Source organism: Nocardia carnea NBRC 14403, assembly GCF_000308515.1.
GTDB lineage: Bacteria > Actinomycetota > Actinomycetes > Mycobacteriales > Mycobacteriaceae > Nocardia > Nocardia carnea.
This window is the reverse complement of sequence record NZ_BAFV01000034.1, coordinates 19,662-40,975: the sequence shown is the minus strand read 5'-3', so window position 1 is coordinate 40,975 and position 21,314 is coordinate 19,662. Positions and strand designations below refer to the sequence as shown.

General features: G+C 66.3%; 18 protein-coding genes. 9 read left to right on the top strand and 9 right to left on the bottom strand.

The features are described from left to right. Positions 1–176: 176 nt before the first annotated feature. From ON22_RS12150 to ON22_RS12140, 3 genes are read right to left on the bottom strand one after another with little or no spacing between them, the layout of a single operon-like run. Complete coding sequence (locus ON22_RS12150) at positions 177–590, bottom strand: GlcG/HbpS family heme-binding protein (RefSeq protein WP_033242877.1); 414 nt, start codon at positions 588–590, stop codon at positions 177–179. Beyond that, the gene (locus tag ON22_RS12145) at positions 587–1,147 is read right to left on the bottom strand and encodes a type 1 glutamine amidotransferase domain-containing protein (protein ID WP_033242876.1); all 561 of its coding nucleotides are present in this window, start codon (positions 1,145–1,147) and stop codon (positions 587–589) included. The genes ON22_RS12150 and ON22_RS12145 overlap by 4 nt, the downstream gene beginning before the upstream one ends. A 28-nt stretch (positions 1,148–1,175) precedes the next feature. After that, positions 1,176–2,276: a glutathione-independent formaldehyde dehydrogenase gene (locus tag ON22_RS12140; RefSeq protein ID WP_342446993.1), complete on the bottom strand. Its 1,101-nt coding sequence runs from the start codon at positions 2,274–2,276 to the stop codon at positions 1,176–1,178. 390 nt (positions 2,277–2,666) lie between these two features. On the opposite strand from ON22_RS12140, the gene ON22_RS12135 reads away from it, so the two are divergent. After that, on the top strand, positions 2,667–2,963 hold the full coding sequence (locus tag ON22_RS12135; RefSeq protein WP_033242874.1) for a putative quinol monooxygenase: 297 nt from the start codon (positions 2,667–2,669) through the stop codon (positions 2,961–2,963). A 399-nt stretch (positions 2,964–3,362) separates the two neighbouring features. Further along, positions 3,363–4,295, top strand: coding sequence for a recombinase family protein (locus ON22_RS35250; protein ID WP_033242873.1), 933 nt, complete (start codon positions 3,363–3,365; stop codon positions 4,293–4,295). A 97-nt stretch (positions 4,296–4,392) separates the two neighbouring features. On the opposite strand, the gene ON22_RS12125 is transcribed toward ON22_RS35250, so the two are convergent. Beyond that, positions 4,393–7,497 carry a Tn3 family transposase gene (locus ON22_RS12125; RefSeq protein WP_033242872.1) on the bottom strand — a complete coding sequence of 1,035 codons (3,105 nt, stop codon included), beginning with the start codon at positions 7,495–7,497 and terminating at the stop codon, positions 4,393–4,395. A 399-nt stretch (positions 7,498–7,896) separates the two neighbouring features. Here ON22_RS12125 and ON22_RS12120 point away from each other — a divergent pair, with 399 nt between their 5' ends. Further along, positions 7,897–9,345 (top strand): amidase, encoded by a 1,449-nt coding sequence (locus ON22_RS12120; protein ID WP_033242871.1) that lies wholly within the window; start codon positions 7,897–7,899, stop codon positions 9,343–9,345. Here the strand turns inward: ON22_RS12120 and ON22_RS38510 are convergent. Together ON22_RS38510 and ON22_RS12115 are read right to left on the bottom strand one after the other, a co-directional pair. Beyond that, positions 9,342–9,410 (bottom strand): hypothetical protein, encoded by a 69-nt coding sequence (locus ON22_RS38510; RefSeq protein WP_373280856.1) that lies wholly within the window; start codon positions 9,408–9,410, stop codon positions 9,342–9,344. The genes ON22_RS12120 and ON22_RS38510 overlap by 4 nt on opposite strands. Next, on the bottom strand, positions 9,388–10,335 hold the full coding sequence (locus ON22_RS12115) for a LysR substrate-binding domain-containing protein (RefSeq protein ID WP_051157541.1): 948 nt from the start codon (positions 10,333–10,335) through the stop codon (positions 9,388–9,390). The genes ON22_RS38510 and ON22_RS12115 overlap by 23 nt, the downstream gene beginning before the upstream one ends. Positions 10,336–10,425: 90 nt before the next feature. Here ON22_RS12115 and mqo point away from each other — a divergent pair, with 90 nt between their 5' ends. The 3 genes from mqo to ON22_RS12100 all read left to right on the top strand — a co-directional run bounded on the left by mqo (position 10,426) and on the right by ON22_RS12100 (position 14,676). Continuing rightward, positions 10,426–11,853: a malate dehydrogenase (quinone) gene (mqo, locus tag ON22_RS12110; RefSeq protein WP_051157537.1), complete on the top strand. Its 1,428-nt coding sequence runs from the start codon at positions 10,426–10,428 to the stop codon at positions 11,851–11,853. A gap of 239 nt (positions 11,854–12,092) precedes the next feature. After that, a complete protein-coding gene (locus ON22_RS12105) occupies positions 12,093–13,418 on the top strand; it encodes a family 1 glycosylhydrolase (RefSeq protein WP_033242869.1) in 1,326 nt (441 codons plus the stop codon). A 67-nt stretch (positions 13,419–13,485) separates the two neighbouring features. Further along, complete coding sequence (locus tag ON22_RS12100) at positions 13,486–14,676, top strand: AI-2E family transporter (protein WP_081595520.1); 1,191 nt, start codon at positions 13,486–13,488, stop codon at positions 14,674–14,676. A gap of 23 nt (positions 14,677–14,699) precedes the next feature. On the opposite strand, the gene ON22_RS12095 is transcribed toward ON22_RS12100, so the two are convergent. Then, positions 14,700–15,407, bottom strand: a complete 708-nt coding sequence (locus ON22_RS12095; RefSeq protein WP_033242868.1) for a TetR/AcrR family transcriptional regulator — start codon at positions 15,405–15,407, stop codon at positions 14,700–14,702. 99 nt (positions 15,408–15,506) lie between these two features. Between ON22_RS12095 and ON22_RS12090 the strand changes: the two genes are divergently transcribed. Beyond that, positions 15,507–17,225, top strand: coding sequence for a GMC family oxidoreductase N-terminal domain-containing protein (locus ON22_RS12090; protein ID WP_033242867.1), 1,719 nt, complete (start codon positions 15,507–15,509; stop codon positions 17,223–17,225). Between the two features lie 29 nt (positions 17,226–17,254). Here ON22_RS12090 and ON22_RS12085 read toward each other — a convergent pair whose 3' ends face one another. Next, entirely contained in the window at positions 17,255–18,088 is an 834-nt protein-coding gene (locus tag ON22_RS12085; RefSeq protein WP_033242866.1) for an acyl-CoA thioesterase, read from the bottom strand. Between the two features lie 95 nt (positions 18,089–18,183). On the opposite strand from ON22_RS12085, the gene ON22_RS12080 reads away from it, so the two are divergent. Next, complete coding sequence (locus ON22_RS12080; RefSeq protein ID WP_033242865.1) at positions 18,184–18,798, top strand: TetR/AcrR family transcriptional regulator; 615 nt, start codon at positions 18,184–18,186, stop codon at positions 18,796–18,798. On the opposite strand, the gene ON22_RS12075 is transcribed toward ON22_RS12080, so the two are convergent. Continuing rightward, positions 18,776–19,417, bottom strand: coding sequence for a hypothetical protein (locus tag ON22_RS12075; protein WP_033242864.1), 642 nt, complete (start codon positions 19,415–19,417; stop codon positions 18,776–18,778). The genes ON22_RS12080 and ON22_RS12075 overlap by 23 nt on opposite strands. A 153-nt stretch (positions 19,418–19,570) precedes the next feature. Here ON22_RS12075 and ON22_RS12070 point away from each other — a divergent pair, with 153 nt between their 5' ends. Next, positions 19,571–21,154, top strand: coding sequence for a GMC family oxidoreductase (locus tag ON22_RS12070; RefSeq protein WP_425339825.1), 1,584 nt, complete (start codon positions 19,571–19,573; stop codon positions 21,152–21,154). Positions 21,155–21,314: the final 160 nt, after the last annotated feature.

Genomic DNA, 21,314 nt, shown 5'->3' with positions numbered 1-21,314 from the left:
TGCGGGCGCCGGTGCGGTCGCTGCGGGTCGGTGTCGTTGATGCCGCGGAAGGGGGCCGTGGGGCAGGACGGAGGTAAGGAATGCCGATAGGTACTCGTGTGTGGCGCGTCGCTGCTTACAGGGTTATCCGCGACGTCGCCAGCTGGACTCAGCGCCCTGTCGACGTAGTTCACGGCTCACATCGCCGTTGCGGCCGACTCGGCGACGGTTTTGTCTTGGTCCCCGGTGCCGCCGCTGACGCCGACCGCCCCGACGACCTGGCCGTTTTGCCGCAGCGGCACACCACCGGCGAAGATCATGATGCGCCCGCCGTTGGAGACGTGTATCCCGTAGAACTGCTCGCCCGGACCCGCGTCGGCCGCGAGGTCCTCGGTCGAGATGTCCAGCGCCCGCGCGGTGAACGCCTTGTTGATCGAGATGTCGATGCTGCCGATCCAGGCGCCGTCCATCCGCACGTGGGCCACGAGGTTGCCGCCGGCATCGACCACCGCAATGTTCGACGGCGACTCGATCTCGGCGGCTTTGGCCTGTCCGGCGGCGATCACCCGCTGCGCATCGTCGAGGGACACCGAGGTCTTGTTCACTGTCATGACGCACCCGCCCCGGGCTTCGCGAACTGCTCGACGACGGCCTGACAGAACGCGGGGAGGTCGTCGGGCGAGCGGCTCGAGATCAGGTTCCCGTCGATCACAACCTCTTCGTCGACGACGTCGGCCCCGGCGTTGCGCAGGTCGGTCCGCAGACTCGGGTATGAGGTGAGCGTTCGGCCTTTGGCCACACCGGCCTCGACGAGGGTCCAGGGACCGTGGCAGATTACCCCGACCGGCTTTCCCGAGCCGACGAAGTCACGCACGAACGACACCGCCGCCTCCTCGATTCGCAGCTTGTCCGGGTTCACCGTGCCGCCCGGCAGCAGCAAGGCGTCGTAGTCGTCGACCTCAGCATCGGACACGACCCGGTCTACGGTGAATGTTCCGGCCGCGTCGAGGTCATTGTTGCGTGCCTGGATCTCGCCGGTCTCCGGCGACAGCAGCTCCGTGTGCCCACCGGCTTGTTGCACCGCGTCGCGGGGTTGCTCGAGTTCGACTCTTTCGACCCCGTCAGCAGCCAGTATCGCGATCCGCTTGCCCTGCAGTGCGGTTGCCATCGTTGCGCTCCTCTCGATCCGGGCCGCCTCACGGATGCAGTACGACTTTGGTCCAACCGTCGTCGCGGGCATCGAAATGCTGGTAGCTCGACTCGGCCTCGGCCAGCGGCAGCTCGTGAGAGACGATCCAGGACGGCTTGGCCCTGCCCTGATGGATCAGGTCGCGCAGCTGCCGATTGTAGTGCTTGACATTGGCCTGTCCGGTCCCGACCTTCTGCCCCTTGAACCAGAACTTGCCCATGTCGAAGGCGATCTTGCCGTTGCGTTCGAGTTCGTCGGGGCCGTTTTGGTCCTGCGGCAGGAAGATGCCGACCACGCCGATGTGCCCGGTGAAGCGCACCGAATCGACCAGCCGGTTCATCGTCATCGACGAATCCTCATTTCCCTGCGGGTCGTGGGCCTGATAGCCGACACACTCACAACCCTTGTCGGCGCCTTTCCCATCGGTCTGCTCCAGCACCTGCTCGACCGGGTCGTCCTTCGAGTCGTCGATGGGTATGACGCCGATCTGTTCGGCCAGGCGCAGCCGGTCTGGATGCCGATCCACGATCATCACCTTGCTGGCGCCCTGGATCATCGCCGAGTATGCCGCCATCAGGCCGACCGGCCCGGCCCCGTAGACCACCATCGAATCGCCGGGCTGCATGTCGGCCAGGCGGGTGCAGTGCCATCCGGTGGGAAAGATGTCCGACAGCATCACGTAGTCGGTTTCCTTGTCCTGGGCATCCTCGGGCAGCCGCAGACAGTTGAAGTCGCCGAACGGCACCCGCAGATACTCCGCCTGTCCGCCCCAGAATGGTCCCATCCCGGCGAAACCGAATGCTGCGCCGGCCATCTTCGGATCCGGGTGCACCGTCAGGCAGAACGCGGTCAACCCTTCCTCGCAGTTGCGGCAGAACCCGCAGCCGATATTGAACGGCAGGCACACCCGATCCCCTGGTGAGACCTTGACCACGGCATTGCCCACATCCGCGACGATCCCCAAATTTTCGTGACCGAGGACCATCCCGGGCTCCAGATCGGTGCGGCCCTCATACATGTGTAGATCCGACCCGCAAATGTTGGTGCTGGTGATCTTCACCAGCACATCGGTCGGCTGCTCGATCCTCGCATCGGGCACATCCTTCACATGAACCTCGCGGGGCCCGTCGTACACAAGCGCTTTCATCTCGACACTCCCTGACCCTGCGGCGTTTCCGGTTGACGCCCGGCCGGGTTGCCGCAGAAAGTACGTGAGCGACCGACCGAACGAAAAGTTCTGCTGAGGGCCGACGACGCGGCAGCGCAACGCAAGTTCCGATCACACCAAAACTGCCCACCAATATGTCTCACGGCGGGCCAACACAGCGGGCGCACTCCAGGCGTCGCATTCCCTCTATGTCAAAGTCTCCTCTTTCGGTTCCACGATGGCTAGGGTCGAGATCGGTTTATTGATTTGCGGGCAGGGTAGGGCCCTTCCCTCCATCGGTCGATGGTGTGATGCTGGACCTTGTCCACCACCTCGAACAGGAGACCCGACATGGCCACCAAGGCACTGCTTGTCCGGCTCGAAGCCAAGCCCGGCAAGGAAAACGCGGTCGAAGAATTCCTCCGATCGGCGCTGCCACTCGTCGAGCAGGAGCCCGGCACGAAGCCCTGGTTTGCGGTACAGTTCGGCCCCTCGACGTTCGGCATCATCGACGCATTCCCGGACCAGACTGCCCGCGAAACTCATCTCAACGGGCCGGTCGGCAAGGCCCTCGCCGAACGCGCCGACGAACTCTTCGCTTCGCCGCCCGAAATCAGCAACCTCGACGTGCTCGCCAACAAGCTCTGAACCACCGAATCGAAACAGCCCGCCCGCAAGCTCGACACACCCAGGTCACCCACGTGACCGCGAACTTTGACACGGTAGGGCAACGACGACGTGGCGGCCTTATGGAAGTAAAGCCCGCTCCGTGGATGCCCAAGTTTCATACGGATTACAAGAGCTCCCGCTCACCGCCATGGGCACCCACCAGCATGACTGTCATCAACAAGACCGGCCCCAGGCGCAATCCAGTGACGTCGCCAAAGGACCCTTTGGCGACAGGCCTCGGAGTACGGCTACAGCCCGTTGGGGTCCTGCGGAAACGGCCCTCCCGATCCAATGCGATCCGATCACGATTAACGACAGGGTTTGACGACAGAAGATAGGGTGAATGGAACCCAGCGCCCGATCGGAAGAGGCTCCGCGATGGCCGAACTCGTCTACGCCCGTGTCTCCACCGACGAGCAGTCCACCACCCGCCAGACCCACCTTCTTGCCGAGGAAGGTCTCGTCGTCGGTGCCGACGGGGTGCGGATGTTCTCCGATCCGGCGACCTCGTCGAAGATCCCCGCACTCGAACGCGAGGGCTTCCAGGAACTGGCCAGGTACGCGCGTGCCGGGGACCGGCTGACGGTGTCGGAGCTGTACCGGCTGTGCCGCGACCTCGCCGACATCCTCGCCGTGCGCGAGTGGTGCCGTCGGCACACTGTAAAGCTGCGGGTCCTGTCCGGCGCACTGTCGGGGATCACCGACCTGGCTGCCACCGATGCCACGACCACCATGCTGGTCAACGTGCTGGTCTCGGTCGGCCAGTTCCAGCGCGACCTGCAGAACGAACTCACCCGCGAGGGCCTGGCCGCCGCCTGGGCCGGCGGCGCGAAATCTGGGCGCCGCCCCCGGGTCGCGGCGCTCGGCGCCACCGATCAGGTCCGCGACGACTACCGCGACGGTGTCAGCATCGCCGCCTTGGCCCGCCGGCACCGGGTGAGCTGGGTCGCGATCCGCACCGCGGTCGCAGACCTGATGCCCGGCCGTGACAACCACCCCGACCCCACCGGCGCGGAAAGGCAACCACAGCAACCGATCCGGATCGAGATTCCCGGAACCATCGCGCGCCACCTGACGAGCCGCGTCACCGAACTCGGCGACATTGAACGCCTCGCGTTCCAGCGCGGCCGACAGGTCCGGCGCGGGCAGGGCTACAGCCTGCACGTCACCGCGCCGCCGGCGGCGCACCGGGTGCTGCCGGCCGCCGCCCAGGCGGCGGCCAGGGAGAACGCGTCGAGCGCCGACCGGAAGGCACTGCGGATCTACCGAGACCGGCTGAACACCGCGGCCGGCGAGGACACGGAGTCCTGACCAGCACCGCATCGAACGCGGCACCGCTCATGTACCTGGTGACACGATCCTTACCGGCACCCCTAATTCTGGTCCCACCCCGGCCACATACCGGCCGCTACGTCGGTCCGGGCGGGAACAATGCTCGCGGTTCGAGGTCCAGCCGCGTCACGGGCACCGATTCCGGCGGGGTGAGGTTGAGCACCCAGTCACCGAACCGACGGATCGTACGCGTGATATAGGGAGCGATGGTGGCCAGATCGTCGGGGTCGACCGGGTGCCCTTGCGCGGCAAGGGCGTTGGCGGCGTCGGTGATATCCAGGGCGGTGGAGTAGATGGCACAGTTGGCGACCAGCTCGTTGAACTTCACCACCTTCTCCTGATGCTCGGGGTCGTTGTGTCCGATCAGTCGGCCGCCGATCATCAGCCACCCGGAAAACCCGTGGAACGCCTCGACCCGGTTGGTGACCGCCGTGATCTGCTCCCGCATCTCCGGTTCCGACAGAAACCGCAGCAGCGTGATCGTCCTGACGACGCGCCCCAGTTCCCGGAACGCCTTGTACAGCCGGTTCTTGCGCGAATGATTCCCCAGCCGACGCAGCAGCGTCACCGACGACAATCGGCCCTCCCGGATCGAAATGCCTGTCCGGAGCAGATCCGGCCAGTGCCGTTCGATGAGGTCCCAGTCGATCGCGTGGTCACCGAACAGGGAGTCGATGTGCTGATATCGTGCACCTGGCTCGGGCCGGTAGAAGATCAGGTCGTGCCAGTGCCGGATGCGGGGCAGCAGCTCGAATCCCATCAGCGTGGCCAGGCCGAAGACCGGCAGCGACTGGCCTTGAGTGTCGGCGTGTACGACATCGGGCTGGATGTCGGAGGTGTTCTGCAGCAGACCCTCGATGATGTAGATCGCCTCCCACACCCCGCAGGGGATGAAGTGGGTGAACAGGGCGACGTAGGTGTTGGAGATGTGGCGCATCGCCAACCCACCGAACCCGCCGTAGCGGATGTGGGACTCCGCGAGCAGGTTGTTCTCCCAGGTGTCGATCTGGGAGCCGTCGGTGGCCACCACCTGCCCGTCACCCCACACCCCGGCCACATCGAGTTTCGCGAACGCGTTGATCACCTCGGCGGAGGCTTTGTGGATCTTTCCGGCGTCGGCGTGCTTGTTGCCGGCGGTGTAGATCTCGTGCGCGGACACATGTTTCATGTGCCGGGCCACCTCGGTCGCGGTCAAGTTCCCGCCGTAGGTGAAGGCCGTGATCACATACCGGCCCATCGCGTCACGGATCTTCGGGTCCGACCCCGACGCCGGCCCGAAGTGCCGCCACCAGTCAGTCAAGTACGCGACGCGGGTGAGCACGTCGAGCAGGCTGCGATGCGGCAGACGTTCATGGATCGCCGCCTCCAGCACCAGCGCTTCCGAGCGCCGCTCGTCGCCCTTGCGGCGCTTGAGGACCGGGCGGCCGCCGTCGAGCACCAGATCGGTGTTCGACGGATAGCCGGCGTCGACCCGCGCCGCAGTACCGGTCAGCTTGCGTTTGTAGAACGTCACCAGCTCGGCGGCGTCGACCGGGATACCCGCTTGGGCGCAGAACTGCTCGGCCAGCGGCTCGCACTCCTCCCAGCTCATCAGCTGGTCGTTCAGGTTGGCATACGAATCGGACCCAGCGACCGCGATATCGCCCGAGCGCAGCTCGGCGGCCAGGTGCGAGAACACGCACACCTCCAGATGCCGCCGCGACAACATCCCCGGCTTGTGCTTGTCACGCACCACTTTCCGCCACGCCTCGCTGGCGAAAGCGTCCACATCCACCCGGACCGTCAGTTTCTCACCGCCGTCACGTTCGACGATCGCGATCTCACCGATCCAGTCGCTGCGCCGGTCACGGATCGCGCGCACGAACTCCACCGCGTCCAGCACACTGCGCTCGGTGGTCACCGCCTCCAGCTGGATCGAATCGACCAACGTGAACAGTGCTTTACGGTGCGAACGATAGAACCGCTCCAGCAGCGGCAGATAGTTGTTGCCGTGATGAGCCGACACCGCCTCATGCGCCGCCGCCAGCTGCTCGAGACCACCGCCAGCTTCGAGCACCTTCAGCATCAACTGCCCGGCCCGGCCGAATACCTCTGAATCATTCACCCCGCCAACAGCTCCAGCACGTGGCGCCGAGACCGGCTCGCCCTCGGCCTCAAGGTCGTTCGGCGCGACAGCGTCACGAGCGGCACCCAGGACATCGCCGAACACGCCCAGCAGCCGCTCGGATTCCTCACGATGCTGCTCACGCAGCTTGTCGAGCAGCTCGCGACCGTTCTTGTGGATCGCGGAGATCCGCTTGCAGAACATGTCGCACACCTCGTCGCGGGCCGCAGTCCGCAACGTATGGATCAGGCTGACCAGCAACGTCAGCCGTTTGTCCTCACCGTACTTGCGGAAATCGGCGACATCGGTCACCTTCGCCTCCCCGGCGAAGTGCCCGATCTTGCCCGAGGGAATCCCCTCGAGCCACTGCTCGGTCGCGCCGAGCGCGTCGAGAGCGGCCAGGTGTTCCAGACGCTGACGGAACTTGCCCAGGCTCGCCTGCCTCGCCGGATCCTTCAGACGGTCGAACTCGCTGCGCCGAGTCACCGGATCCACCAGCAGCAACCGCGCCAGCCGGGCCCGATCCGGTGGGCTGATCCGCTGGGCCACCGCCGTGTGGAAACTGATATTGACCTCGGTGCGGATCGTCTTGGTCATCGCGTCCAGGGTCGTGTAGCCGGGCAGTTCGCACGAGGAGCGCACCAGCTCCTCCAACGCAACGTTGATCAGATCCGCCGGATTGTCCTTCGTCTGTGCCGCCGTCCGGATCGCTGCTTCCGCGACCGCCCGCACCCGCGCCGGCTCGTAGACCACACCGAGGTACTCACGAATCAGCTGACGATGCCACTTCGCGGTACGCGGCGAATTATGTTCCACCGCAACAACACCCGAACCCAGGTCAGCCGCTGCACAGACATGGGCGACAACAACTTCCGGTACATCAGCCAGCTTCGGGAAGTACCCCAGTCGCTGAAAAGACTTCAGCCACACCAGCAGAGCCAGCGCATGCAACTCTGATGTCGTACGCGACCTGGCCCACTCCACCTCGGTCAGCAGGGGCGCGAACGAATCGGCCAGCTCCCGACCTGACACCACCCGCTTGAACCGCGGATACGCGGTCCGGTCGATCGACGCCACACGACTCCCCGGGAGCAATCCTCTGGTCTACGCCGCCGTCCGAACCCTAAACGATCTGCACGGCCCCCGCGACCGATGCCTGTGACCAGCCACTACAGGGCGTCATTGCCCCTTTCTGCCGTACTCCGGTCACTCCCCTACCCCGCCGGTCATCATGGCGTCCCGCAGCGCGTCGTCATATCCGGGGAAGAACATGGGCAGAATTGAGACATCTGTCCTGTTGTGCGAAGCGCGCATTCATGCCCGGCACTGACGCAGTTGGCCCATCACCGGAGCTATGACCTGGAGCCGGGCGGCACGGCGAGTGCGTTACTTCACCAATGCAGCTCGACCGGTCGACTTCCCGTTGTGTGAAGCGACATTTTATGGCCTCCGGGGCGGGCAAATAGCGTCCGATTCATGGAGTGGAACTTGCAGTCGGCCGAAGAACTCGCGGCCGCCTTACGTGCCGGTGTAGTGACATCGGTGGAACTGACCGACGAAGCGATCGCGCGTATCGAGCGCGATGACAAGGCGATCAACGCGATCTGCGTACCGGACTTCGAACGTGCACGGGCCGCCGCACGCGACGCCGACCAGGCACGCGCCCGCGGCGAGGACCGGCCGCTGCTCGGTATCCCGGTGACGGTCAAGGAGAGCTACGACATCGCCGGACTTCCCACAACCTGGGGCATCCCGGCGCAGCGCGACTATCTCCCTGCCGAGGACGCCGTACAGGTATCGCGGCTGAAAGCAGCCGGCGCGGTGCTGCTCGGAAAAACCAATGTGCCGTTGATGCTGCGAGATATCCAGAGCTACAACGAGATCTACGGCACCACCAACAACCCGTGGGATCACGGCCGCACATCGGGTGGGTCGTCCGGCGGTTCGGCCGCGGCCCTCGCGGCCGGATTCGGCGCGCTGTCCATCGGCTCCGACCTCGCCGGGTCGCTACGCACCCCCGCACATTTCTGCGGTATCTACGCGCACAAACCCACACTCGGTCTGGCACCGACCCGCGGCATGGTCGCGCCGCCCGCACCGGCCGTACCGATCGACCTCGACCTCGCTGTCGCCGGCCCGATGGCGCGCACCGCCCGCGACCTCACCCTGCTACTCGATGTGATGGCCGGACCGGACCCGCTGACCCACGGCCACGCCTACGACGTCGCACTACCACCCGCGCGGCACGAGCGGCTATCGGACTTCCGGGTCCTGATCGTCGAGGACCATCCGCTCATTCCCACCGGATCGGCGGTGCGGGCGGGCGTGAACCGGGTCGCCGACGCGCTCGTCGACGAGGGTGCCCGCGTCGAACGGCACAGTCCGCTGCTGCCCGATCCAGCCGAAGCGGCGACGCTCTACATGCTGCTCATGATGTCGAACGCCGCCGCAAGCCTTCCCACCGACCTGTACGAACAGCTACAAACCCACGCCGCCGCCCTCGCCGCGGACGACCGGAGCCTCGATGCTGCGCGACTACGCGGCATGGTGTTGCGCCACCGCGACTGGGTCGAGGCGAACAACCGTCGCGAACTCCACCGCCACGCCTGGCGGCAGCTGTTCACCGAATTCGATGCCGTGGTGTGCCCCATCACGCCCACTCCCGCGTTCCCGCACAACCACAACGGAGGTCTGGAGGACCGGCACCTCGATATCGACGGCGTCGCGTACCCGTACTTCGACCAGCTCGTCTGGGCCGGTGTAGCCACCATGCCCGGATTGCCCGCCACCGCGATACCCGCGGGACGGTCCGCCGCGGGGCTGCCGGTGGGAGTGCAGCTCATCGGGCCGATGTTCGAGGACCGCACACCACTGCGACTGGCCGAACTGCTCGAGCAGAAGATCGGCGGCTTCTCGCTCGGCTAATCCGCGGCGGTGGCGCGGAGCACGCCATCGGGATCGACCCCCTCACTGAAGTCTTCCCAGTCCATGTTGGCGACAGAGAGTTCGATTTCGACGTTCACCAGCGGACGCGTGGCGGGCAACGAACTCGCGGAGACGAGCCACAGCCGGGGTGGGGCGGTGGTTTCCGGAAACCAGGCCGATACTTCGCTCGACCGGGGTGCTCAACGCGATTCGGTGCAGGTCTGGATGCGGCGTTTCGGCTTCGGGAAGTAACGCGATACCGAGATTCCGGGCGACGAGCGCGCGCAGGGTGTCGAATTCGGTGATCTCGAAGACCACTTTCGGGGTGAACCCTACTGCGGCGCAGTGCGAATCGAGCAGATGCCGCAAGTGGTAAGTAGGCGGGTTCGCAATGAACGACTCTCCGGCGAGGTCGGAGAGTTCGGCGGTCTCCTGCCCCGCCAGCCGGTGATCGCGCGCAACATAGAGGTGGATGCGCTGGTGACCCAGGGGGATCGCAGGCAGGTCCGCGGGAGCGGGGATCATCACCGCGAGGTCCAGCCTGCCGTCGCGGACCATCTCTGCCAAGGCCTCACCGTGGGCTTGGACGAGATGCAGCCGAATTCGTGGCGCGCTGCTGTGGAAATCAGCCAGCAGCGACGGGATGCTCACCGGACCGAGGGTGAGCGGGAATCCGAAGCGGACCAGGCCGCTGTCGGGGTCGGCGTGACTGCGCACCACCGCGACCGCATCGTCCAGGACGCCGGCCAGATCCCGGGTGCGGGCGAACAGTTCGCGACCCGCGGTGGTGAGTGCGATACCGCGACCCGCCGGCTGGAAAAGCGGCACACCGACCGACCGCTCCACCGCTTTCAGACGCCGGCTCAAAGAGGACTGCGGAACACCCAACCGCTGTGCGGCCCGGGTGATATGGCCCTCGTTCGCGGCGGTGGTGAACGCGGCCAGCAACGGAACCAGCTCCTCCACCTGCGGTGACATCGATTCATCCATATTTGGATTATATTCGCGCATTACTGGGCGTAGACGGATCACTTTCGGTGGCGCGACGATATCTGCACCAGCCCTACAGGAGGCAAAATCATGAAACTCCGCAGATCAGGCGGCACCCCGGAAACGGCGCAAACAACGACAGATGTGCTCGACGTGGCATTGATCGGTGGCGGCATCATGTCCGCCACACTCGGCGCGATCCTGGCGAAACTCGAACCGGATTGGTCGACTGTGCTGATCGAACGCCTCGATGAGCTCGCCGGGGAGAGTTCCGGCCCCTGGAACAATGCCGGCACCGGCCATTCGGGACTGTGCGAACCGAACTATATGCCCGATCCCGACGACCCGGAGAAACCCGCGGGTATCGCCCGGCTGTTCCATCTCTCGCGGCAATTCTGGGAGGCACTGCTGGACGATGGCTCCCTGCCCCGTCCGGCCTCGTTCCTCAACCCAGCCCCGCATATGACCGTCGCCTTCGGTGAACGCGATATCGCCTATCTGCGGCAACGTTACGAAACACTGCGGTCACTGCCGCTGTTCTCCGGCATGGAGTACAGCGAGGACCCCACCACCATCGCCGAATGGGCGCCACTGATCACGGCCGGGCGTAAACGAGGCGAACCTCTGGCCGCTACGCGACATCGAGCCGGCACCGATATCGATTTCGGCGCCTTGACCACGGCACTCACCGAGGTGACGACCGGCAACGGGGCACAGGTGCTGCTCGGCCACCAGGTAACCGGTTTGCGGCGGGACGCCGACGGAATCTGGCGGCTCGTGGTGCGCGACCGGAATACCGGCGCGCGTCGGGTGATACGAGCGCGGTTCGTCTTCGTCGGCGCCGGCGGGCAAACCCTCCGGCTACTACAAAAGGCCCGTATCCCGGAAGTTCGCGGCTATGCCGTTTTCCCGTTCGGCGCCCAGTTCCTGCGCACCGACCGCCCCGACGTCGTCGGCCGTCACGACGCCAAGGTGTACGGCCGGGCAGCCTTCGGCGCTCCCCCGATGTCGGTGCCGCATTTGGACAAACGGTTCGTCGAAGGTCGGGAAGCGCTGCTGTTCGGGCCCTACGCCACGTTCAGTACCCGGCTGCTCAAACACGGCCGCCCGACCGAGCTATTCGCGACACTGCGCTGGGCGAATCTTCCCGTACTGGTCGCCGCGGGCCTCCAGAACACGGGGCTGGTCCGGTACCTCGCCGGACAGCTGGTCGCCACTCGGCGCCGGAAGTTCGCGCAGCTGCGGCGCTTCTATCCCGAGGCGGACCCCGCGGACTGGTATCCGATACAGGCCGGGCAGCGTGCCCAGCTCGTCGTACCGGATCGGCGCAAGGTCGGGATTCTGACGTTCGGTACGGAGCTCGTCGCCGGCGCGGACGGCACGATCGCCGGCCTGCTCGGGGCTTCGCCGGGCGCGTCCACGGCTCCGGCGATCATGCGGGAACTACTGGGGCGCTGCTTTCCGGAGTACACCGCGCGATGGCAACCCGCGCTACGCACCATATTTCCCGATGCGTGAGTTCGAGTTTCATGAGGACGGACCACTCCCCTGCCTCATTGTCTGTGTTGGATATGAGTGTTGTCGAATGAACGGACCGGTCGATCAACCGGTGACATAGTTGGATGCGCATATCTGCGTATCCAACTATGTCACTGACTGGACCTGTTCACGGAACACCGGATTCTGGTCGGCGCCGACCGTTAGGCTGTTGCGTCGGGGCCGGCAACCGGCGGGATGCAGAAGAGGAGGCCGATTCGATGGGGCCGTGGAACCGTCGCCGTTTTCTGACCACCGGGGCACTGGCCGCCGGAGCACTCACACTGGGTACGGGACCGGTGGCCGCGCGCCCCGCTCCCTCACTGGAGGTCGCCCCGCTGGGGTCCGAATTCCTGTGGGGCGTCGCATCGTCGGGGTTCCAGTCCGAGGGGCATGCACCGGACAGCAACTGGACACGCTATATCGCTGCCGGGAAAACCGAAGACCCTTACCACGATTCCGTCGATTTCTACTCGCGGTTCCGTTCCGATATCGCGCTGGCAGCGCAATTGGGTGTGCGGGTGTACCGGATCGGGATCGAATGGGCCCGGGTACAACCGCGGCCGGGCCAATGGGACGAAGCCGGGTTCTCGTTCTACGACGAGGTCGTCGGCGCCATTCGCGCGGCGGGTATGCGGCCGATGCTCACCCTCGATCACTGGGTGTATCCGGGCTGGCAGGCCGAGCGCGGCGGCTGGCGGCGCGCGGGCATGGTCGACGACTGGCTGGCCAACGCCCGGACCGTCGTCGACCGGTATGCGGCGACCGACCCACTGTGGATCACCTTCAACGAACCCGCGGCCTATCTCATGAACGAGGTGCGGTACGGCGGAATCGGCGTCGGTGATATCCCGGTGATGCAGGAACGGATGGCCCTCGCGCACGACGCCGCCTACGACCATATCCACCGTGTGCAACCGGGGGCGATGGTCAGCAGCAATGTCGCCTACATCCCGGCCGCCGACGACGTGATCAACGGTGCGTTCGTGGACCGGATCGGCGGGCGGCTCGACTACATCGGGATCGACTACTACTACGGGTTCTCACCGCACAGCGTGCTCACCCAGTTCCCGGATCCCGGGAAACTGTGGACGCTGTCGCTGCAGGCCGAGGGCATCTACTACGCGCTCGACCATTACGCGCGACGGTTCCCCGGTAAACCGCTCTACATTGTGGAGAACGGTATGCCGACCGAGAACGGCAGGCCCCGCGCCGACGGTTACACCCGGGCGGACCTACTCCGCGACACCGTCTACTGGCTGCAACGTGCGGCCGCCGACGGGATGAACTTGATGGGGTACAACTACTGGAGCCTCACCGACAACTACGAGTGGGGTTCCTATACCCCGCGGTTCGGGCTCTATACCGTCGATGTCCTCGGCGATCCGGCACTCACCCGCCGCCCCACCGACGCGGTCGCCGCCTACACCGCGGTCACCCGGCAGGGCGGTGTGCCCGGCGACTACCGGCCGACCCGGGCTCCGGCGGTCTGCTCGATCGTGGACGGGGTGTCCAGTTGCGCCGATCAGGTGACCGTGCCGCGCTGACCCGGAGTCCACCGCGCCGCGGAGGTGGTGTACTGCCCGGACCGGCCGGTCGTGCGAGACTGGCCGAGTGAACGGGGAGAAAGAAATCCGCGACGACAGCACCGGCACGTCCGCCGGCACCCGGCTGGACCGGGGGGACGTGATCGGTTCCGGGGTGCTGTGGCTGGCGAAATGGGCGTTGTGCATCGTGGCGATCGCGGCCGGGGCCTGGGTGCTCGGGTTCCTCGCGTCGAAACTGTGGGTGGTGCTGTTACCGGTGCTGCTGGCGATCGTGATCGCCACCGTGCTGTGGCCGCCGACCGGACTGCTGATGCGGGTCGGTCTACCGCCGGCGGCCGCGGCATCGGTGACTCTGGTGGGGTTCATCGGGGTGCTCGCGGGCGGGATCGCACTGATCGTGCCGTCGGTGGTCGATCAGATGCCCGAACTCTCCGACAAGGCCACCGGCGGTATCAACACCGTCCGGGATTGGCTGCAGGGGCCGCCGCTGAACATCCGCGACGAACAGCTGGATTCGGCGGTCGACGCGGTCGTCGAGCGGGTGCAGTCCAGTGCCGAACAGATCGCCTCCGGAGTGTTCACCGGGGTCAGCACCGCGACCTCGGTGCTGGTCACCATCTTCCTCGTACTGATTCTCTCGTTCTTCTTCATCAAGGACGGGCCCAAACTCCTGCCGTGGCTGCACAAGTTCCTCGGCGGTCGCAGCGGGCAGCATTTCGAGGAAGTGCTGGTGCGGGTATGGCAGGTACTCGGTGGGTTCATCCGTACACAGGCAGTGGTCAGCTTTATCGACGCCTTCTTCATCGGCCTCGGCCTGGTGATCCTCGGGGTGCCGCTGTGGGGTGTGCTGACCGCGCTGACCTTCCTCGGCGGATTCATCCCGATGGTGGGTGCGTTCGTCGCGGGCGCGCTCGCGGTGCTGGTGGCGCTGGTGGGCAACGGATTCACCACGGCGTTGATCGTGCTGGTGATCATCATCGCGGTGCAGCAGCTCGAGGGCAATGTGCTGCAACCGGTACTGCAGAGCCGGACCATGAAATTGCATGCGGTCGTCGTTCTGCTGGCCGTTACCGGGGGCGGCACCCTGTACGGGATTACCGGGGCATTCCTGGCGGTTCCGGTGGTTGCCGTGGTGGCGGTGGTCATCCGCTATATCAGCGAACAGGTCGATGTGAAGGTGGCCCGGTCCGGTGAGGGGACCGAAGTATCCGAAGAGCCGGTGCCGGCCGAGGATGCCGGCGCCGCCGAGAAGACCTAGACACTTCAGGAGGGGTAGGCGGTTCAGGCGCCGAGCAGTGATTCCAGAGCCGCGATATGGAGGTCGAACACCTGTCCCCGGTCGGTGAAGGTATCGCCGCCGTACATATCGAACACGTCGAAACTCACCGCCCCGAACAGAGTGCACCAGACAGTGAGCGCGCGGGCTAGTGCCCAGTCGGGTAGTTCCATGCCGAACTCGTCACGGATCCGGGTGAAATCGCGGGCCAGGGCGGTCGAGACGGGCGGGTCCACGGCCGGGCGGGTCAGCAGCTGCCGGGCGTGGGCGTCCGCGATGATCCGCACCAAGGTGAGGATCACCCGCGTTCCGGGGATGATCGTGCGGTCGGCCGGTGCGGTGTAGCCGGGAACCGGGGTGCCGAACAGCAGCCCGTACCACGCCGGTTCGGCCAGTGCCCAGGCGCGGACGGCGCGCGCAGTGATCCGCAGGCGTTCGACGGGGTCGTCGCCGGTATCGGCGAGCGCGGCGTCGACGGCGTCGCCGAGGGCGTCGTAGCCGTCGACCACGAGCAGGGTCAGCAGTTCGTCGCGGCTGCGGACGTAGCGGTATACCGCCGAGGAGACCACTCCGAGATCGCGGGCCACGGCGCGCAAGGACAGGGCCGAGGCGCCGCCGGTGGCAAGATGTTCGCGCGCGATGCGCAAGATATCCGACATGGTCTGGGCGCGAGCCCGGGCACGTGGGGTGGTCACCTGCACCAGCCTGATCATTTCGGAGAGCGGTGTCAACAAAAGTGATCAGCGCTCCCTGACCATTGTGTTAATGTTACCGCCAGTCACTGCTGACCTTTCCGAAGCAAGGAGTAGTCCATGTCCGAGGCGACCACGGATTTCGATGTACTCGTCGTCGGGTCCGGCTTCGGTGGCAGTGTCACCGCGCTGCGACTGGTGGAAAAGGGCTACACCGTCGGCGTACTCGAGGCGGGCCGCCGCTATCCCGACGACGAGCTGCCGAAGACCAGCTGGGACCTGCGCAAATTCCTGTGGGCACCGAAACTGGGCTGCTACGGAATCCAGCGCATCCATCCGCTGCGCAATGTACTCATCCTCGGCGGCGCCGGAGTCGGTGGCGGCTCCCTGAACTACGCCAACACGCTCTATGTTCCGCCGGAGCCGTTCTTCCAGGACGCGCAGTGGCGCGATATCACCGACTGGCGCGCCGAGCTCACGCCGTATTACGAGCAGGCGAAACGCATGCTGGGCGTGGTGCAGAATCCGCATATGACCCCGGCGGACGAGGTCTTCCGTCAGGTCGCCGAGGATATGGGCGTCGGTGACACCTTCGTCCAGACACCGGTCGGGGTATTCTTCGGCGAACCGGGCGAAACAGTCGACGACCCCTACTTCGGTGGCGTAGGCCCGGCCCGCACGGGCTGTATCGAATGCGGCGACTGCATGGTCGGCTGCAAGTACGGCGCGAAGAACACTCTGGTCAAGAACTATCTGTATCTCGCCGAACAGGCGGGGGCGCAGGTCGTGCCGATGACCACGGTCACCGAATTGCGGCCGCAGGCCGACGGGAGCTGGGTCGTCGCCGCGGAACGCACCGGCGCGTGGATTCGTAAACAGCGCACCACTTACACCGCGCGGCAGGTCGTGGTCGCCGCCGGCACCCTGGGCACCCAGCGGCTGCTGCACGATATGCGTGACCGCCGGATCCTGCCCGAAATCTCCGACCGGCTCGGCCTGCTCACCCGCACCAACTCCGAATCCATCGTCGGCGCCGCCACCAAGAAGCTCGCACCCGGCCAGGATTTCACCCGGGGCGTCGCGATCACCTCGTCGATCCATCCGACCCCCGACACCCATATCGAACCCGTGCGCTACGGGAAGGGTTCGAATGCGATGGGGCTGTTGCAGACACTGATGGTCGACGGCGGCGGCCGTATCCCGCGGTGGCTGCGGTTCCTGGGGACCGCGCTGCGGCACCCGCTGCTGCTGATCAGTTTCCTCAGCGTCCGCAACTGGAGTGAACGCACCATCATCTCGCTGGTGATGCAACATCTGGACAACTCCATCACCACCTACACCAAGCGCGGTCTGTTCGGGCGGAAACTGACCAGCCGGCAAGGGCACGGGCAACCGAACCCCACGTGGATTCCCGCCGGTAACGAGGCGACCCGGCGGGTGGCCGAACAGATCGGCGGAACCGCGGGCGGAACCTGGGGCGAGGTGTTCAATATCCCGCTCACCGCGCATTTCCTCGGCGGCGCCGCTATCGGCGCGGACCGGGAGGCCGGGGTGATAGATGCCTACCACCGGGTTTTCGGGTATCCGACACTGAGTGTGGTCGACGGTGCGGCGGTTTCGGCGAACCTCGGGGTGAACCCGTCACTGACCATTACCGCACAGGCCGAGCGGGCCGCCGCGTACTGGCCGAACAAGGGCGAGCAGGACACCCGGCCGGCGCCGGGCGACGGGTATCGCCGGATTGCGCCGGTGGCACCGAAAGCACCGGTGGTACCGGAATCGGCGCCGGGCGCGTTGCGGTTGCCGATCACTCCCGTCACCGATCCCGCGGCGGGCTGAACGGGAGCGTTCAGCCCGCAACACGGAGTTCAGCCCTTGAAGTAGACCAGCTGGTGGCTGGTCGCCAGCAGCATGCCGTCGTGACCCCAGAGGTGGGCGTTCTGATCGAAATGGCCGTGCGCGAAACGATGGGCCCGGGCGCTGCCCAGCAGGTGTTCGGTGCCCTGGGCGGCCAGTTCGGCGGCGGTTGCGTGGTAGTAGACGGTGAGGGAGATCGTTCCGGCGGGGAGATACTGGCCGCGGCGCAGGAAGACCCTCGGGTAGAACGCATCCGACATCGCCGTCAGTGAGGCGAAATCGAGCGGGCGGGCCGGTCGATCGCGCAACCAGAGGGTGCTCACCGAATCCGGGTTTCCCGGCTGCGCTTCGGACGGGGCGGGTTCGGGAACGGCGCCGGTGACGAAACGTAGATCATAGTTGCGGCCCCAGGCGATGAATTCCGGAAACTCCTGGGGTTCGGCCTGGTCGGGGCCCGGTACCGACGGCATGGCCAGTTCCAGATCCGACCAGGTATCGCGGCGGATACCGAACACCGCGGTCGCGGTAGTGGTGATCGCGCCCTCCTGGGAGAGCTCGAGCTGCCAGTGCTGATTCGTGCGGTTGGTGCGGACCGGGCGGGCGTTGATCTCGAATTCGCCGTCGGCTATCGGGCCCGCGTAGTTCACCGTCAGCGCCAGGGGGTCACCCATCCGGTCCGGGTGTCCTTCGATCGCACGTAGTAGTGCCGCCGCGGTGACACCGCCGAACGGGCCGACCATGTTCGCGTAGTCCGCGCAGGTCCGGCCGGCGATACGGTGCCCGCCGAGGTATTCGGTGGCGACCGCGGTATCGAAGGGATGGGGCGGCGCATCGATCCCGGTCACGGGGTCCTCCTGGGGATTGTGGCGGTATTCGGGTGGTGGGACGAATATAAGTATGACAACATACATAGGAATGGGAGGCAACAGGGAGCGGTGTGATGCCACGACGTAAGGATCCGGACGGACCCCGGGCGGCGATGATCCACAGTGCGATCTCGCTCATCCGCCGGCGCGGAGTCGCGGCGGTATCGTTCGCCGATGTCCTGAACGCCAGCGGCGCGCCCCGCGGATCGGTCTACCACCACTTCCCCGGCGGGAAGGCGCAATTGGTCACCGAGGCGACCAGGGTTGCCGGGGCGCGGGTCACCGGCGAACTCACCCGGGTACTGGATACGCCGGAAACCGCGGCCGCGCTGCGTGAACTCGCCGAAACTCTCGCGCGCGGGCTCGACCGCGGCGATTACGCCGTCGGCTGCCCGATCGCCGCGGCCGCCCTGGGCAACGAACCGGATGCGGTGGCCGCCGCAGGGGCCACCTTCGATACCTGGCGTGATCTGATCGCCGGGAAACTCGTTCGCGACGGCGCGACGGAGCAGCGCGCCCGGTCGGTCGCCGTGCTGGTGGTCAGCGCCTTGGAAGGTGCGCTGATCATTGCGCGCACCGAACGCGACCCCGCCGCGCTCGATACCGTGGTCGAGGAGTTGAACGGGCTGTGCCGGTCGGCGGTCGGCGCGGGTGCCGGGTCACCGGTCATTCGACAGGACGGGTTTTGATCGCATCCCGCGAAATGTAGACGTCGTACTCCCCCGGCATCGCGATCACCGCATTGCCGTAGGCGGAACGTACGAACGGTCCGGTGAACCAGCGGTCCTCGGTCATCTCGCGGAAGAAATCGCGATCACCGCCGTTCAGGAGGATATGGTCCTGAACGGTCGCCTCACCGTCGAGGCGCTGCCCGTACAGGCGGGACACCTTGTAGCCGGAATGGAAGCCGAGCGTATTCACCCACGGCTCCAGTTCGACGATCTGTGCCTGCAACACCCACAGGTCGCCTTCAACACGATGTGTGCTGCGTTCGGTTGTCGCGCCCTCCTCGTCGTACAGGGTCAATTCGACCTCGAGGTGGTGCTCCGTATCGGCAACCGGGGTCACCACCACGTGGGCGGCGCGAACCTCTCCCGTCAAGCCCAGATACGTCTGCACGAGGGTCGCCGTCCACAGCACCAGCGCCGCAGCCGCCAGGAGCAGCAGCCCGCCCCCACCACGGAGGAGCAGTATGCGGGGCCCCTTCCCGCGCAGCGCTGTCAGCGCCGAAATCACGAGGGCCACACCGGCGATGATCACGACGATCGCACCGGCCTGTAGCACCCCGAGGTCCACCGGGTAACTCATGGGCCGGTTATACCCCGTGCGGGAACGTCCGGCAGCACGAATCCGAGGTACCCGGTACCGCATCCGCCGGTGTCCGGGACACCGGCACGATCCGGCCCCATACCCGGGCCGACTCTCGTATGTTTGCCCTACACGATGTCGAAAGGTGCGAAGGTGACAGAAGTCAGTGCGGACTATGTGATCGTCGGGTCGGGTTCGGCGGGCGCGGTGCTCGCCGACCGGCTCAGCGCTGATCCGGGACGGTCGGTGATCGTGCTCGAAGCCGGACCGGCCGACAAGGACAAGTTCATCCGGATCCCGGCCGGCTTCTCGAAACTCTTCCGCAGCCCCTACGACTGGGACTATCTCACCGAACCGCAACCGCAGCTCGGCAACCGGCAGATCTACTGGCCGCGCGGTAAAACTTTCGGCGGATCGTCCTCGCTCAACGCCCAGATGTGGGTCCGCGGTTTCCGGGCCGACTACGACGAATGGGCCGCGGCCGCCGGCTCGGACTGGGGATTCGACAAGGCGGTCGAACAGTTCCGCACCATCGAGGATGTCGAAGGGCCCGCCGGGGACGATCACGGCACCGGCGGCCCCCTGCACATCTCCCACCAGCGCAGTCCGCGGCCGTCCACGGCCGCCTATCTGCGGGCCGTCGCCGAACGTGGATTTCCCGTCGAAACCGCGAATCTGCCCGAACCCCAAGGGTTCACCCAGACCATGGTCACTCAGCACCGGGGCCGGCGCTGGAGTACCGCGGACGCCTACCTGCGGCCGGCGATGAAACGGCGCAATCTCACCGTGCTCCCGGAAGCCACCGCGACCCGGGTGCTGTTCGACGGGGACCGCGCCGTGGGGGTCGAGTTCTCCCGCGCCGGGCGCCTCGAGCAGGTCCGGGCCGGCCGGGAGGTGATCCTGTGCGGCGGGGCGATCAACAGTCCGCAGTTGCTCATGCTGTCCGGGATCGGTGATCGGGCCGAGCTCGAGCGCCACGGAATCGACGTCCGCCGGCATGCTCCCGAGGTAGGCGCCAATCTGCAGGACCATCTCGTCGCGGGGCTCGGATACTCGGTGACCGCCGATTCGCTGTTCGGCGCCGAAAAACCCGCGCAGCTGGTCAATTACCTGGTGCGGCACCGCGGCATGCTCACCTCGAACGTCGGCGAGGCCTACGGTTTCGTGCGCAGCGACCCGGGTCTCGAGTATCCCGATCTGGAACTCGTGTACGCGCCCGCGCCGTTCTACCACGAAGGCTTGATCGACCCGACCGCGCACGGCGTCATCCTGGCCACCGTGCTGTTGCGGCCGCGCAGCCGCGGCGCCATCACGCTGGCCTCGAACGACCCGCTCGCCAAGGCGGTGATCGATCCGAAGTACCTGTCCGACCCCGACGGCGCCGACCGGGCCGCGCTGATGGCCGGATTGCGGCACTGCGCCGAAATCGCCGGGACCGACGCCATGAAGGGGGTACTCGGCGACCTGTGCTACCCGCCGGACGCCACCGACGGGATGGCGGAGGAAACCCGGACGGAATCGCTCGAGCAGTACGCGCATACGCTCTACCATCCGGCCGGTACCTGCCGGATGGGATCGGACGATACGAGCGTGGTGGACCCGCAACTGCGGGTGCGGGGAGTACAGGGGCTGCGGGTGGCGGATGCCTCGATCATGCCGGTCCTGGTACGCGGCCACACCCACGCGCCGAGCGTATTCATCGGCGCCCAGGCCGCCGCGTTCCTGACCCGCTCCTGAGGTGCGGATCTGCCGGCCCGGACGCGGTGCGGGGCCGGCAGATCCGCGGGGGCAATACTGCACGCTCCCGGCGAACCCACCGATGGCGAATATGCGGTGACACCATCGGTGGGTTCGCGGCCGCCGCACCGGTTCGGTAGCAGGACCGGAGGCACCCGGA